Annotated in this window: 12 protein-coding genes and 1 pseudogene; 11 read left to right on the forward strand and 2 right to left on the reverse strand. The window is 70.3% G+C overall.

Features of this window, described 5'->3' with window-relative positions:
- The first annotated feature begins 133 nt into the window (after positions 1 to 133).
- Positions 134 to 859 (forward strand): hypothetical protein, encoded by a 726-nt coding sequence (locus QF034_RS01260; protein ID WP_370880756.1) that lies wholly within the window; start codon positions 134 to 136, stop codon positions 857 to 859.
- A 47-nt stretch (positions 860 to 906) separates the two neighbouring features.
- On the opposite strand, the gene QF034_RS01265 is transcribed toward QF034_RS01260, so the two are convergent.
- Positions 907 to 1,752 carry an LLM class flavin-dependent oxidoreductase gene (locus QF034_RS01265; RefSeq protein ID WP_307173119.1) on the reverse strand — a complete coding sequence of 282 codons (846 nt, stop codon included), beginning with the start codon at positions 1,750 to 1,752 and terminating at the stop codon, positions 907 to 909.
- A 651-nt stretch (positions 1,753 to 2,403) separates the two neighbouring features.
- Between QF034_RS01265 and QF034_RS01270 the strand changes: the two genes are divergently transcribed.
- The 10 genes and pseudogenes from QF034_RS01270 to QF034_RS01315 form a co-directional block, all read left to right on the forward strand.
- On the forward strand, positions 2,404 to 3,555 hold the full coding sequence (locus QF034_RS01270; RefSeq protein WP_307173120.1) for an alpha-lytic protease prodomain-containing protein: 1,152 nt from the start codon (positions 2,404 to 2,406) through the stop codon (positions 3,553 to 3,555).
- 244 nt (positions 3,556 to 3,799) lie between these two features.
- Positions 3,800 to 4,222, forward strand: coding sequence for a DUF350 domain-containing protein (locus tag QF034_RS01275; protein ID WP_307173121.1), 423 nt, complete (start codon positions 3,800 to 3,802; stop codon positions 4,220 to 4,222).
- Between the two features lie 119 nt (positions 4,223 to 4,341).
- A complete protein-coding gene (locus tag QF034_RS01280; RefSeq protein WP_307173122.1) occupies positions 4,342 to 5,403 on the forward strand; it encodes a LacI family DNA-binding transcriptional regulator in 1,062 nt (353 codons plus the stop codon).
- Positions 5,404 to 5,492: 89 nt separating this feature from the next.
- Positions 5,493 to 6,746, forward strand: coding sequence for a sugar ABC transporter substrate-binding protein (locus QF034_RS01285; protein WP_307173123.1), 1,254 nt, complete (start codon positions 5,493 to 5,495; stop codon positions 6,744 to 6,746).
- 10 nt (positions 6,747 to 6,756) lie between these two features.
- Positions 6,757 to 7,716 (forward strand): carbohydrate ABC transporter permease, encoded by a 960-nt coding sequence (locus tag QF034_RS01290; protein WP_307173124.1) that lies wholly within the window; start codon positions 6,757 to 6,759, stop codon positions 7,714 to 7,716.
- Between the two features lie 18 nt (positions 7,717 to 7,734).
- The gene (locus QF034_RS01295; protein WP_307173125.1) at positions 7,735 to 8,562 is read left to right on the forward strand and encodes a carbohydrate ABC transporter permease; all 828 of its coding nucleotides are present in this window, start codon (positions 7,735 to 7,737) and stop codon (positions 8,560 to 8,562) included.
- Positions 8,563 to 8,576: 14 nt separating this feature from the next.
- Positions 8,577 to 10,001, forward strand: a complete 1,425-nt coding sequence (locus QF034_RS01300; protein ID WP_307173126.1) for a GH1 family beta-glucosidase — start codon at positions 8,577 to 8,579, stop codon at positions 9,999 to 10,001.
- Positions 9,998 to 12,343, forward strand: a complete 2,346-nt coding sequence (gene yicI, locus QF034_RS01305) for an alpha-xylosidase (RefSeq protein ID WP_307173127.1) — start codon at positions 9,998 to 10,000, stop codon at positions 12,341 to 12,343. Before QF034_RS01300 ends, yicI begins: the two co-directional genes overlap by 4 nt.
- Positions 12,344 to 12,423: 80 nt before the next feature.
- Complete coding sequence (locus QF034_RS01310; RefSeq protein WP_307173128.1) at positions 12,424 to 13,452, forward strand: DUF6215 domain-containing protein; 1,029 nt, start codon at positions 12,424 to 12,426, stop codon at positions 13,450 to 13,452.
- A gap of 59 nt (positions 13,453 to 13,511) precedes the next feature.
- Positions 13,512 to 13,823, forward strand: a pseudogene (locus tag QF034_RS01315) (DUF6980 family protein); the annotation flags it as partial.
- Between the two features lie 131 nt (positions 13,824 to 13,954).
- On the opposite strand, the gene QF034_RS01320 reads toward QF034_RS01315, so the two are convergent.
- Entirely contained in the window at positions 13,955 to 14,428 is a 474-nt protein-coding gene (locus tag QF034_RS01320; protein ID WP_307173130.1) for an ester cyclase, read from the reverse strand.
- Positions 14,429 to 14,516 lie beyond the last annotated feature (88 nt).

Consider the following 14,516-nt stretch of genomic DNA (forward strand, 5'->3'; position numbering starts at 1 on the left):
AGACGCGTTCGCCGCCGATGGTTCGGGAGCCGAAGAAGGAAATAGGCTGCGCTGCCGTCGGCGCGGCACAGACATCCTGCGCGAATTAGGCGGATTCAGCGGGCCGTTGGTGCAGTCGTCGGCTCAGCGGAGGGTGACGCCCTGGGCGGCCCCTTCGACGCTTCAGGGCTGGGGCTCGCGCGGTGAGGGCGGCGCGCGGCTCGCCCGTTACCTGCACGACGGTTCGTTCGCCGAGCTCATGCGGGTGCCGACGGAGAACGCCTTCCCGCTGCCCACCATGGCAGGGGAGGATCCAGCGCGCTGGGCCGCACTCAGCGTGCACGTCATCCCCTACGGCGGGCTGGCAGCCGGCGAGACGCTGCTCCTCAGCGGGGCTACCGGCAACCTCGGCAGCAGCGCGGTCGCGGTCGCGCTCGCGATGGGCGCCGGCTGCGTGGTCGCCCGGGGCCGCAACCAGGCCGCGCTCGACCTCCTCGCCGACCGGTTCGGTCCGCGTCTGCGCCCGGTCCGGCTGACCGGGGACGAGGCCACCGACCGCGCGGCGATGTCCGCGCCGGCCGACGGCCCGAACGCGTCCGTTCGTTCGACCTCGATGACGTCAACGACGCCATCGCGTACGCCGCCGCGCACGGCGGTCCGTTCGACCGCACCGGCCTCACCCCACCGGCTGGCTGACAAGGCCCACCGATCCCCACCAGCCGCACGACCCGCCACCCGCACGAGCGCAGGCGGCCAAGCGCTGCTGTTTGACGTGAACGAAGCCAGAGTTGCGGGGTTTCCGGGGCGGACAAGACGTGGCACCGAGCGGCCGCCCGCTCACCCCGAACCAGTGGCTCAGGGGGCGGGCGGACGACACTGACCACCTGGGAACTTGCTCAGACCGCTCGATTATGCGCGCTTGAGCCGTCACAGGACGTCGGCGAGGCGGTCTACCTGGTTCGGGGCGAGGCCGTAGCAGTAGAGCATCACCTCGTCGGCGCCCAGGTCGGCGAAGTGGGCGATCGCATCGCGGATCTCGGTGGGCGTGGTGAGTAATCCGGCGACCATCCGGTCGGCCATACCGGTGAAGGTGTAGTACGCGTACATGTTGGCCCGGGCGTCGTCGATCACGACTTGAGGACCGAGGGCGACGTTGACCTGTGCGACGATGCGCGGTTCGCCCTCGCGGCCGTACTCCTTCCAGAAGGTGCGGACCGTGTCGAAGAGACCGCCTGCCCACGAGGGCGCAGCGGCGGCGAGGAAGCCGTCCCCCCAGCGAGCAACACGTTCCAGCGCGACGGGCTTGAATCCACCGAAGAGCACCTCGGGGTCGCCGGGCCGGGTAGGCGAAGGGCCGATCGGGCCGATGCCGTCGCCGTACGGCTCGCCGGACCAGAGGCGGCGCATCACCGCCATCTGCTCGTCGAGGCGTCGGCCTCGGGTGCGCTTGTCGATGCCCGTGACCTGGTGGTCGTCGTCCCGGCCACCGATGCCCAGCCCGAGAACCAGGCGGCCACCGGTCATCCGATCCAAGGTGGCGGCCTGCTTGGCGAGGAGGGCGGTATCGCGCAGCGGGGCGAGCAGCACCTCGGTCTGGACGCGGATGCGGGAGGTCGCGCCCGCAAGGACGGCGAGCGCGACCAGGGGTTCGGGGTTGTGGAAGACGAGCCGATCCAGCAGGCCGAGTGTGCTGAAGGGCCCGGCGGCGGCGCGCTGGGCCCAGGTGAGCAGGGTGGCCGGGTCGCCGATGGGCAGACCGATACCGACGTTCATGAAGAAGACCTCCGAAAGGAAGGGTCGACAAAGAGAGCTGCCGCCCCTCCGGCACCTCAGCGAGGTGGGACGTTCCCGCTCTGCGGCGTGCTTCTGGGGAACGTCTCGTCGAAGTGATCTGACCTTAGGACGAGACGTGTTCGCAGGACAAGCCAATTCGGCCGCCCCCGCCTGCAGCAGTTACAGGCAGGATGTCTGGAATCGCTTCCGTGCGGAGAAGGGGTGGTGTGGTATCGGTCAACTCCGCGTCCGGGCCGGAGCAGCCGGCGTTGGGGCAGTCGCCCGAGGCGCGGAAGTACCGATGCAGGCCGCCACACCGCGGATCTCACGGCGGTGACCGCGCACCACGGCATGCCGCGCCGCCGATACGACGACGGCCCGCGCGACCCGTTCGCCACCTGGATCAGCACGACCCCGGCCGGCCGCCTGCTGTGCACGACCGGCGAGTACGGGGTGTACGGCGGCTCTCCAACACCTCGGCCCCGTGCGGAGGAAGGAGTCGACGCGATAGGGGCACGCCCCCAACCGCGGCCGGAATTGGCATAGACCTTTATGTGAGCACGGGCTAGGCTCTGCCGCGCACATCACGAGAGCGCTCTCAAGCACTGCTGTTCCACCCCCACCCTGCTGGAACAACGAAGGGTCATTCCCTTGAGACGCACGACAACTCTGCGCACCGCACTGTCCGCACTCCTTCTGCTCGGCACCTGGGCGACCGCGAGCGCACTGCCTGCCTCCGCCGCGGATGCTCCCGCACGCTCCACCGAAGCACCGGCCTCCCCCGAGCTCCTGTCGGCGATGCAGCGTGACCTGGCGCTGACGCGGAACGAAGCCGTGGCACGCCTGGCCGCGGAGAAGACCGCGACGGCCGTCGAACGCAAGGCGCGTAGCGCGGCCGGTTCGGCCTACGGCGGCTCCTGGTTCGACGCCGACAGCGGCCGACTCACCGTCGCCGTCACACGCGCCGCGCACGCCGACGCCGTACGCGCGACCGGAGCGGCCGTACGCCTCGTGCGGTACGACGCCCGGCAACTCGAGGCGGCGAAGAAGAGCATCGACGCGCTGTCCGCGCCCGCCGGAGTCGCCAGTTGGCACGTGGATCCGAAAGCCAACAAGGTCGTCGTGAACACCGTCGCCGGGCACCGGGACGACAACGATGTCCGGGCCTTCCTCGCTCGAGCCCGCGAAGCGGGACCCGTGACAGTGCGTCAGGCGCCTGCCGCACCGCGCATTTTCGCTGCCGGCACCGTGGGCGGTGACCCCTACTACACCGGCAACGTCCGCTGCTCCATCGGCTTCTCCGTGCACGGCGGATTCGTCACCGCCGGGCACTGCGGCTCGCCGAGTGCGGCCGTGTACGGCTGGGACCGGTCCTACATCGGTAATTTCCAGGGGTCGTCGTTCCCGGACAACGACTACGCCTGGGTGAACGTGGGCAGCGGCTGGTGGACCGTACCGGTGGTGCTGGGCTGGGGCACGGTTTCCGACCAGCTCGTCCGCGGTTCCGCCGAGGCCCCGGTGGGTGCCTCCATCTGCCGTTCCGGCTCCACCACTCACTGGCACTGCGGCACCGTGCTGGCGAAGAACGAGACGGTGAACTACAGCCAGGGCGCCGTCCACCAGATGACGAAGACGAGCGTCTGCGCCGAACCCGGCGACTCAGGCGGCTCCTTCATCAGCGGCGACCAGGCCCAGGGCGTCACCTCCGGCGGCTGGGGCAACTGCAGTGGCGGCGGCCAGACCTGGCACCAGCCCGTCAACGAGATCCTCAACCGGTACGGGCTGATGCTGCACACGGCCTGATCCCTCGTCAGCGCGGCCGAGCGGACTCCGTCACGGAAGTGCCGACGGAGCCGCTCGAACTTCACCTCTCACACGGACCTGACCGGCTCAAGGCGGCGGGTGGCCAGTCGCTCGGTGTCCGCACCAGCGAGGCCACCTTTCCGCTGTGTGGGGCGCCGGTCAGCAGGCGGAACACATGCACTAGATTTTGCCTCTCTTTGACCGCGATCACTCACGATCTCTACCCTTCGGAGTCGGCAACCCCATGAGCGACATCGTCAACGGATTCGGTCGGGCCACTGCGTACGGCGGCCTGGGGCTGGTCCTGTTGGTCCTCGGCATCGTCCTGGTCGACGTGCTGACGCCTGGAAAGCTCGGCCGACAGATCTGGGAGCAGCGCAATCGCAACGCCGCCATGGTCCTCAGCTCCGCACTGCTCGGTATCGGCGGCATCGTGTTCACGTCCATCTGGACGACGTACGAGGACTTCGGCAAGGGGCTGGTCTCGACCGCCGCGTTCGGGCTGCTGGGGCTGGTGATGATGGCCGCGGCGTTCCTGGTGGTGGACCTGATCACGCCGGGGCGTCTCGGTGCGACGCTGGTCGAGGCGGAGCCTCATCCCGCGGTCTGGGTGACGGCGTCCTGCAACCTCGCAGTGTCCGCCGTCATATCGGCCTCCATCGCCTGACCGCCAAGGTATTGCCCTTCCCGACCGCCCGTGCTTAAGGTCACCCCGTTTGTCGAATCGATTCGATTGATGGATTCGAGGAAGCCGGCGGGCCCGGGAGGGGCCGGGTGGAGGTGGGGATGACCACGATCAAGGACGTCGCCGAGCGGGCAGGCGTCGCGCCGAGCACCGTGTCGTACGTCCTGAGCGGGTCGCGCAAGATCTCCGAGGACACCCGGCGCGCGGTGCAGATGGCGATCGACGAGCTCGGATACCACCCGCGCGCGAGTGCCCGTACGCTGCGCAGCGCACGGACCCGGGTGCTCGCGCTGGCCGCGCCGCGCGTGCCCGGGGCGTACCGGGCGATCGACGGGCGGTTCGCGATCGACGTCACCGACGCCGCCCGGGTGCACGGGTACGACGTGCTGCTGATGACGGACAGCGACGGCGTCGGCGGGCTGCGCCGGGTGGCCCGCAGCAGGCTCGCGGACGCCGCGGTGCTGATGGCGGTCGAGGACCGCGATCCCCGTGTCGAGGTCCTGCGTGAACTGGGCTTCCCCGGGGCGCTGCTCGGTCACGACGATCACGCGGCGCTGCCCTGGACCGACCTCGACTGGGAGGCAGCCGTCGCCCTCGCCGTGCGCGAGACGGCCGCGGCCGGCCACCGGCGGATCCTCTTCCTCTCGTCGGCCGAGCACGAGGTCGCCGCGCGCCGCGGCTATGCCCTGCACGGTCTCGACGGCGCCCGGCGAGCGGCCGTCGAGACCGCGGCCGATGTCCGCGTGATCCCGTCCCACCGCGACCCGGACGTCCTCGCGCGCCGGCTGAGCGAGGCGCTGGCCGCGCGGCCTGTCCCGACCGCGCTGGTCGTCCAGCACTTGATCCTCCTCCCCCGCCTGCTGGATGCGGTGGCGGAGGCCGGGTTGCGGGTCCCCCGCGATCTGGTCGTCGTGCTCGTCGGCAGCCTTCCGGACGAGCTGGGCATCCGGCATCTGCCGCGGATCGATCTGCCCGTCGCGGAGATGTCCACGGCCGTGGCCCGGCTCGCCATCGACGCGATCGGCCCCGGCCGCGACGGCCGGTCATCGACTGCGCGGGAGTCCCTTGCGGCACCTGTCTCGAACATGCCGTCCGGTGCGCCGCACCACCTGATCCAGCCGCGGATGGCCGGGCCCGTCATCGCCCCGCCGTCGCCCGGCTGACCACTCGGACCGCCCGTACGGCACGGCCGGCGACGCCCCATCGCCGGACACCGCATGTCCAGAGCCGCACATGTTACGGAGGACCAGCCTTGCCGTTCTTAGCAGGACGCACCAGAACAAGACGCGGACGCGTTCCCGCGCTCGCCGTCACCCTTGCCTGTGCCCTCGTCGCGCCAGGGCTGACCGGCTGTGCCGCGCAGCCCGACCCGGGCACCGTCACCGTGCTCAACTCGGCGACCGACACCGCCGAGCACACCGCCAACCAGCGGTTCTTCGACCGCTGCGGCAAGCCGCTCGGCCTGAAGGTCGAACAGATCAGCGTGCCCGCCGACCAGATCGCCTCCAAGGCCCTCCGGATGGCGTCGTCCGACTCGCTCACCGACATCCTGGAGCTCGACGGCTCGGAGCTGCCCCAGTTCGCGCAGACCGAGGGCCTGCGCCCGCTCGACGAGGTCGGGGTCGACACCTCCGGCCTCTCCGCGAGCGCCAAGTCCCTCGGCGCGTACGACGGCACCCAGTACGGCATCGCCCGTTCGGTCAACTCCCTCGCGCTGATCTACAACACCGAGCTCCTCAAGGACGCGGGCATCGCCCCGCCCACCACCTGGAAGGAGCTGCGGGCCGCCGCGAAGAAGCTGACCTCGGGCGACACGTACGGGATGGCCTTCAGCGCGAGCCCGAACGCGGACGGCGTCTACCAGTTCCTGCCGTTCTTCTGGTCCGCGGGCGGTGACGAGACCGAGATGGACAACGGCAAGGGCGAGGCCGCGCTCCAGCTCTGGAAGGACCTGGTCGCGGACGGCTCCGCCTCCAGGTCCGTCGTCAACTGGAACCAGCAGGACGTCAACGACCAGTTCGTCGCGGGCCGCGCCGCCATGATGATCAACGGGCCGTGGCAGGTGCCGGTCCTCAGCGCCCAGAAGAACGTGGACTGGGCGGTCGCGAGCATTCCGGTGCCCGAGGCGGGCAAGCCGGCGGTGCCGCCCATCGGCGGCACCGTCATGGCCGTACCGAAGAACGACGAGGACCCGGCCCGCGAGAAGAACGCCGGGAAGGTCCTGAACTGCCTCAACTCCGAGAAGAACCAGCTCCAGTGGGGCGCGTCGGTCAACAACGTGCCCACCCGCGCCACGGCCGCACAGGCGTACGCGCAGCAGAACCCGAAGCTCGCCGCGTTCGCCGAGCTCGTCACCACCGCCCGCTCCCGTACGGCGAAGGTCGGCACCGGCTGGCCGGTCGTCGGCGACGCGCTCGCGAACGCCTTCCAGTCCGTGCTGACGGGCCGGACCAGTCCGGAACAGGCCCTGCACCGGGCCCAGCAGCAGGCTTCGGCGGGGAAGTGAGGAACCGGCCATGACCACCATCACCTCCCCGGCGCACGCCGCCGGCGCCGCCCCGGTGAAGTCCGCAACCGGCCGCGCTCCGCTGCGCCGCGGGCTGCTGCGCTGGCTCTTCGTCGCTCCCGCGCTCGCCTACATGGCGCTCTTCTTCGGCTACCCGCTCGTCCGCAACATCGTGATGAGCTTCCAGCACTACACGCCGAAGACGTACTTCACCGGCGAGGCCCCGTTCAACGGCCTCGACAACTGGCGGGCCGTCTTCGCCGACGAGCTGTTCACCGACGCCCTGTGGCACACGGCCCTGTTCACCGCCGGCTCGCTGCTCGGCCAGTTCACCATCGGCCTGGCGCTCGCCGTCTTCTTCTCCCGCCGCTTCCGGCTCTCCGGCTTCGTGCGCGCCGTCCTGCTGCTGCCGTGGCTCGTGCCCATGGTCGTCTCCGCCGTCGTCTGGCGGCGCATCCTCGACCAGGACCACGGCATGCTGAACACCGCCCTGCACGCGATCGGCCTGGTCCCGCAGGACGGCGTGCCGTGGCTGAGCAGCCCCGGTGTGGCGCTGCTGTCGGCGATCCTGGTCAACATCTGGATCGGCATCCCGTTCAACATGGTCATCCTCTACGGCGGCCTCCAGGAGATCCCGCGCGACCTGTACGAGGCCGCCTCGCTCGACGGCTCCGGCCCATGGCGGACGTTCCGCAGCATCACGTTGCCGATGCTGCGCCCGGTGATCACCGTCGTGCTCGTGCTGGGCTTCATGTCGACGGTGAAGATCCTCGACCTGATCCTGGCGCTGACCTCGGGCGGGCCCGCGGACTCCACACAGACCCTGGGCACGGTCACGTACCAGCTCTCCTTCCTTCAGCTCGACTTCGGCCAGGGCGCCGTGGTGGGCAACGTCCTGATCCTCATCAGCGCGGTCTTCGCCGTGCTGTACCTGCGGGCCAACCGCGCCGACTTCGGCAAGGGGAAGTGACCGGCGATGAACCGACCGATGAAACGACCGGCGAACCTTCTCCGTATGCGGTCGGTGTGGAACACCGCCGCCGCGCTGCTGATCCTCGCCGTGCTGCTCTTCCCCGTGTACTGGATGCTCAACACCGCCCTCCAGCCCGAGTCGAGCATCGCCGCCACCGAGTGGTTCCCTCTCTCGCCGTCCCTGAAGAACTTCGACACGGCGATCAGCACCCAGGGCGGTTCGCTGCTCACCAGCTTCGTCGTCGCACTCGGCGCCGTCGTGGTCTGCCTCGCGCTCGCCGCGCCGGCCGCGTACGGGCTCGCCCAGTTCGGCCTCCGCGGCGGGCAGGGCATCGTCTTCGCGACGCTCATCACGCAGATGGTTCCGGGCATCGTCATCGCCAACGCCCTCTACAGCGCCTATGCGCAGCTCGACCTCGTCAACTCCTATCTGGGGCTGATCCTGGCGGACGCCTCGCTCGGCCTGCCGTTCGCGGTCGTGCTGCTGCGGGCGTTCATGGTGTCGATCCCGAGCGATGTCGTCGAGGCCGCGATGGTGGACGGGGCGAACCGCTTCACCGCGTTCGTGCGGATCGTGCTGCCCATGAGCCGCAACGCCCTGATCACTGCGGGGCTGTTCACCTTCCTCTTCGCCTGGTCGGACTTCATGTTCGCGCTCACCCTCAACACCACGGACGACGTCAAGCCCATCACGCTCGGCATCTACCAGTTCGTCGGCGCGCATGTCAGCGACTGGGGCGCGGTCATGGCGACCGCGGTGCTCTCCGCCGTACCGGCCGCGATCCTGCTCGTCGTCGCCCAGAAGTACATCGCCGCCGGGATCACCGGCGGGTCGGTCAAGTAGGCAGGTGCCTTCCTGTGAGTCTCTCCGAGTCCACCGAATTCCCCGAGTTCCCGGCCGGCTTCTTCTTCGGTGCCGCCACGGCCAGTTACCAGATCGAGGGCGCGTACGACGAGGACGGCAGAGGCCCGTCCATCTGGGACACCTTCTGCCGCCGGCCCGGGCGCGTCGCGGACGGCGCCACCGGTGACGTCGCCTGCGACCACTACCACCGCTACCGCGAGGACATCGCGCTGCTGCGCGAGCTGGGCGTGGACAGCTACCGCTTCTCCGTCGCCTGGCCGCGTGTCCAGCCGGCCGGCTCCGGCCCCGCCAACGCGGCGGGGCTCGACTTCTACGACCGGCTCGTGGACGAACTGCTGGCCTCGGGCATCTCCCCCGCCGCCACCCTCTACCACTGGGATCTGCCTCAGGCCCTGGAGGAGCGGGGCGGCTGGCGGGTACGCGAGACGGCGGAGCGGTTCGCCGAGTACGCCGGGGTGGTCGCCGCCCGGCTCGGCGACCGGGTGGACCGCTGGATCACGCTCAACGAGCCCTTCTGCAGCGCCTTCGTGGGCTACGCGGCGGGCGCCCACGCCCCGGGCGCCCGTGAGGGCCGCGGCGCGCTGGCCGCCGCACATCATCTGCTCGTCGGCCACGGGCTGGCCGTGCACGCGCTGCGCGCGGCGGGGGCACGGGAGGTCGGGATCACGCTCAACCCCGACCGGCTGCTGCCGGCCACGGACTCCCCCGCCGACCTGGCCGCCGTACGCCGCGTCGGGACGCTCCACAACGACGTGTGGTTCGAGCCGCTGTTCGCCGGGCGCTACCCGGAGCACGAAGCCGAGACCTGGGGCGAGTTGCTGCCCTCCGGTGACGGCTCGTACCGCCTCGACGGCGACCTCGACCTCATCGGCGCACCGCTCGACTTCGTCGGCATCAACTACTACCGGCCGATCACCGTCGCCGATGCCCCGTACCGCGATGCGGACCCGGCCACCCGCACCGCGGTCGACGTCCGGGCCGAGGAGACCTGGCGCGACGACGTCCGCCACACCACCATGGGCTGGCCCGTCGTCCCGCACACCTTCACGGATCTGCTGCTGGACCTGGCCGAGCGCTACCCCGCGCTGCCGCCGCTCCTGATCACCGAGAACGGCTCGGCGGAGGCGGACACCGTCGACGCCGACGGCCGGGTCCGCGACGTGGAGCGGATCGACTACCTCCGCAGCCATCTGGACGCGCTGGCAGCCGCCCTGCGCGCGGGCGTCGACGTGCGCGGCTACTACGTGTGGTCGCTGCTGGACAACTTCGAGTGGGCCCGTGGCTACGGACAGCGCTTCGGCATCGTCCGGGTCGACTACGACACGCAAGTACGCACGCCCAAGGACAGCTACCGCTGGTATCAGCGGCTGATCGCCGCCCACCGCGCCCGTACCACCCCTGGTGAGGACCCCCGATGAAGTTCACCGACGGCTACTGGATGATGCGCGAAGGGGTCCAGGCGTCGTACGCCGCGGAGGTCGCCGACGTCCGCGTCGACGAGGACCGGTGCACGCTCTACGCGCCCGTGCGGCACGTGACGCGCCGCGGCCAGACCCTCAACAGCCCGCTGCTGACCGTCGAGTGCTGGTCCCCCGCCGAAGGCGTGATCGGCATCCGTTCCACCCACCACGCGGGCGCCGCCGAGCGCGGCCCGGAGTTCGCGCTGCGCACCGAGCCCGGCCACGCGGCAAGGGTCACCCGGGAGGGCTCGCTGCTGGAACTCACGGCCGGGGAGCTGTCCTTGCGGGTGGACACCGCGGCCCCGTGGCGGCTGGACTTCACCGCGGACGGTCGCGTCCTCACCTCGGCGACGGCGCGCGGCACCGGTTTCGCGGTCCTGGGCGACGGCAGCCACCACTCGCTGGCGCAGCTCACGCTCGACGTCGGCGAGCTGGTGTACGGGCTCGGCGAACGGTTCACGCCGTTCGTGAAGAACGGCCAGAGCGTGGACATCTGGCAGGCCGACGGCGGCACCGCGAGCGAGCAGGCGTACAAGAACGTCCCCTTCCACCTCAGCAATCGCGGCTACGGCGTTTTCGTCAACCACCCGGGCAAGGTGAGCTACGAGGTCGGCTCGGAGGCCGTCGGGCAGGTGCAGTTCAGCGTCGAGGACCAGTCGCTGGAGTACTTCGTCGTGTACGGTCCGACGCCCAAGGACGTCCTGGACCGCTACACGGCGCTGACCGGCCGCCCGGCCCTGCCGCCCGCCTGGTCGTTCGGGCTGTGGCTGTCGACGTCGTTCACGACCTCGTACGACGAGGAGACGGTGAACCGGTTCGTGCGCGGGATGGCCGAGCGCGACATCCCGCTGGGCGTCTTCCACTTCGACTGCTTCTGGATGCGCGAGTACCAGTGGTGCGACTTCACCTGGGACCCGGAGGTGTTCCCGGACCCGGAGGGCATGCTGCGGCGGCTGAAGGAGGAGCACGGCCTGCGCGTGTCGGTGTGGATCAACCCGTACATCGCGCAGAAGTCCCCGCTGTTCGCGGAGGCCAAGCGGCACGGCTATCTGGTCCGCAAGGCCGACGGCGACGTGTGGCAGTGGGACCTGTGGCAGGCCGGCATGGCCCTGGTCGACTTCACCGACCCGGACGCGCGCGAGTGGTACGCGAGCAAGCTGCGCGCTCTCACCGCGCAGGGCGTCGACTGCTTCAAGACCGACTTCGGCGAGCGGATCCCGACCGATGTGGTCTGGCACGACGGCTCCGACCCGGAGCGCATGCACAACTACTACACGCAGCTCTACAACGAGACGGTCTTCGAGGTGCTGAGCGAGGCCCGGGGCGCCGGTGAGGCCGTGCTCTTCGCCCGCTCGGCGACGGCGGGCGGACAGCAGTTCCCGGTGCACTGGGGCGGCGACTGCGAGTCGCACTTCGGCGCGATGGCCGAGTCGCTGCGCGGCGGGCTGTCGCTGGGCCTGTCCGGGTTCGGCTTCTGGAGCCATGACATCGGCGGCTTCGAGGGCACGCCGACGCCCGAGGTGTTCAAGCGGTGGGTGCAGTTCGGGCTGCTGTCGTCGCACAGCCGGCTGCACGGCAGCAAGTCGTACCGGGTGCCGTGGGACTACGACGAGGAAGCGGTCGCGGTCACCCGCGACTTCACCCGCCTCAAGCACCGGCTCATGCCCTACCTGTTCCGCGCGGCACAACAGGCCGCCGAGCGCGGCACGCCGATGATGCGGGCGATGGTCCTGGAGTTCCCCGACGACCCGGCCTGCCACACCCTCGACCGGCAGTACATGCTCGGCGACGACCTGCTCGTCGCCCCCGTGTTCTCGGCCGACGGCGTCGTCGACTACTACGTCCCCGACGGCACCTGGACGCACCTGCTGTCGGGGAAACAGGTCCAGGGGCCGGGCTGGCGGCGCGAGCGGTACGGCTACGACAGCCTGCCCCTGCTGGCCCGGCCCGGCTCGGTCATCCCCTACGGCGACTGCGACGACGCGGCGGAGTACGACTGGGCGCACGGGGTGACACTGCGGGTCCACACGCCCGTCGACGGTGCGACGGTCACGACACGGATCCCAGACCGGGGCGCCCGGGACGGCTCGGCGGCCGTCTTCCGGACGACTCGCCACGGTGACACGGTCACGGTCGCCGCGGAGGGGGCGCCCGGGCCGTGGCGGGTGCTGCTGGTCGGAGCGCGGGCGGAACCCGGCGACACCGGATCGCCGGCGTCCGCGGAGCGGACCGCGCTCGGCACGCTTCTCGCCGTGTCCGCGGGCACGACCCACCTCACGGCACACCTCACCGGCGGCTGACCTCCGATCAGCACCGGCACGTGCCCGGAACTGTGGCTTCCACCACGGTGAATGTGATCGTGGCCTGGTGAGATCACCAGATGCTCGGTTTCCTCTTCCGTCTCCTGCCATTCTGGGTCCGCGAGCCCCTGCTCATCGCGGTCGGATCCGTTCTCGGCGTACGCATCATGTATCTCGCCGTTCACGATCACGATCGGGTCGCGGCCGGTATCGGCATGGTGTTCCTCTTGTTCACCGCGATACGCGTCTACATGGTGGTCCGGGCCCTGCGCGCACGCCGGAACCCGAGTCCGGCGGCCTCCGCAGACGGGACGGCGGTCGATGCTGCCGACCAGATCCAAGTCCAGGCCCAAGCTCAGGCCCAGGTCCAGGCCGCAGCTGGGCCGCGTCCCGGCCCGGGCACTCCGGAGAAGGAACCCAACGCATGGGGCCAGGCCATCGCCGCCGTCGCCGTGTTCGGGGCACTCGCGGCCGCGGTGTGGGTGGCCCCGCGCATGATGCCGTCCGAGGACACCACCCCTCAGCCCGCCTCGTGTTCAGGCGGGGAACACGAGGAGCTGCCGAAGGCCTACAAGCGGACGCCTCACCCTCCCACCGGTGAAGAGCTGTGCAAGGCGCTCAACCGGCCAGACCTGGCCAAGCTCCTCGGAACGCCTGGAGAAACCGCGACCACTGCTTCCGGCACCAGCAACACCGCTCCCCTGACTGACGGGAAGGTCGCCCAGCCCGAGGCCGAGGTCGCGTTCGACACGTACACCGTGAATGTCTCGGCCACGTACAACGAGTTGTCGACCGACCAGTACGTGAAGCTGATGAAGTTCGGGGACGAGGAGGACGTCAAGACGCTGAGAGTTCTCGGACGGCCCGCGGTCTTCTCCTCGGATCACACCATGAAGATCGAGATCAACCTCGGGGGTGGCGGATCCGGCGGACCGGTCGAACAAGGCCCTCTGGCCAGGACGCTGTCCGTGGCCCTCGACCGTGGCGACCGGGGCGGCTACTACGAAATCACCGTGTGGAGCCAGTCGGGAACCCTCCCGGACGACAGCGTTCTCCTCGACATCGCTGAGAAGGTTCTTCCGACCATCGCCGAACGGCCCGTCCGATGAGACGCCGAGAAGGTGTCGGCGAAAGGGGTGGTCCGGTCACGCGCCGCGTCGAGGTCACGACCCATCACTGCTGCGAGACGATGACCAGCCGCGTGAACGTGGACTGCGACCAGCACGATGACCCCGTCACCTGCCCGGACACGCTGGTTGACTTCCGCGCCGAGTTCCAGGAGTACGGGCTGATCATCCATGACGGCGGCGCGTCGAGCATCACGATCGACTTCTGCCCCTGGTGCGGACGGCGCCTTCCCGAGTCGCAGCGCGACCGATGGTTCGACGAGCTGGAGCGCCGCGGGATCGATCCTTGGGAGGACGAGGTGCCCGCCGAGTTCCAGGACGACCGCTGGCTCACCTCTCTGCACCAGGAGTAACGAACCAGCGGCCTCGGGCGGCTGTCTGTTCGCGTCCCGCCAAGCGACCGACCGGCTCCGGGTCACCGCCCGGGGCCCGTGCCGTCGGCCGGTGCGTCCGCAGGTGCCTTACGGCTCGCAGGCCGGGCGGGTCACTCCGTGGGTACGGCCGTACCCGCCCGGCGCGCCGCCGCGGCGGCCCGGATCCGGTCGAGCGGGATACCGGCCTGTTCGCACAGGGTGGCCAGGTCGAAGTAGATCGCCTCGCCCGCCATCAGCCCGTCCTGGAAGGGGACGACGTTGGCGAACGGCACCTCGAAGGCGCCCCCTCCGGGCGGTACCCCGAGCCACTCACCGCGGCTGGTGCCGCGCAAAGTCCCCCATACGGCGACGACGCCATCGCCGAAGGTGATGCCCTCGTCTTCGGGAGTGAGGTCCGGGAACGCGGTGAAGTACTGCTGCTGATACGCGGCGCGCACCGCGTCCCTGCCCCGGCTGCGCAGCCCGAGCGCCTTCGTCTCGAGGAAGCAGTCCTCGACGAACGTCCTGAGGATGCCGTCGATGTCCCGTGCCGTCTCCGCCTCGCGGTGGGCCTCGAAGAGGCGCCGCATCTCGGTGGTGTCCATACCCCTGCTCCGTCTTCCCGGGCCAGGTCGGGTCCTCCTTCGATCGTAGGAAGCGGCCACCAGGCCGACCACCGGGAGGATGCCCCTC

The sequence above is a fragment of the Streptomyces africanus genome (genome assembly GCF_030816955.1).
GTDB lineage: Bacteria > Actinomycetota > Actinomycetes > Streptomycetales > Streptomycetaceae > Streptomyces > Streptomyces africanus.

Bases quoted from the DNA above. Each gene is read 5' to 3' on its own strand.
- QF034_RS01280 (WP_307173122.1), top strand. From the start codon at position 4,342: ATGACCACGATCAAGGACGTCGCCGAGCGGGCAGGCGTCGCGCCGAGC.
- QF034_RS01290 (WP_307173124.1), top strand. From the start codon at position 6,757: ATGACCACCATCACCTCCCCGGCGCACGCCGCCGGCGCCGCCCCGGTG.
- QF034_RS01275 (WP_307173121.1), top strand. From the start codon at position 3,800: ATGAGCGACATCGTCAACGGATTCGGTCGGGCCACTGCGTACGGCGGC.
- yicI (WP_307173127.1), top strand. From the start codon at position 9,998: ATGAAGTTCACCGACGGCTACTGGATGATGCGCGAAGGGGTCCAGGCG.
- QF034_RS01320 (WP_307173130.1), bottom strand. From the start codon at position 14,428: ATGGACACCACCGAGATGCGGCGCCTCTTCGAGGCCCACCGCGAGGCG.
- QF034_RS01265 (WP_307173119.1), bottom strand. From the start codon at position 1,752: ATGAACGTCGGTATCGGTCTGCCCATCGGCGACCCGGCCACCCTGCTC.
- QF034_RS01310 (WP_307173128.1), top strand. From the start codon at position 12,424: ATGCTCGGTTTCCTCTTCCGTCTCCTGCCATTCTGGGTCCGCGAGCCC.
- QF034_RS01295 (WP_307173125.1), top strand. From the start codon at position 7,735: ATGAAACGACCGGCGAACCTTCTCCGTATGCGGTCGGTGTGGAACACC.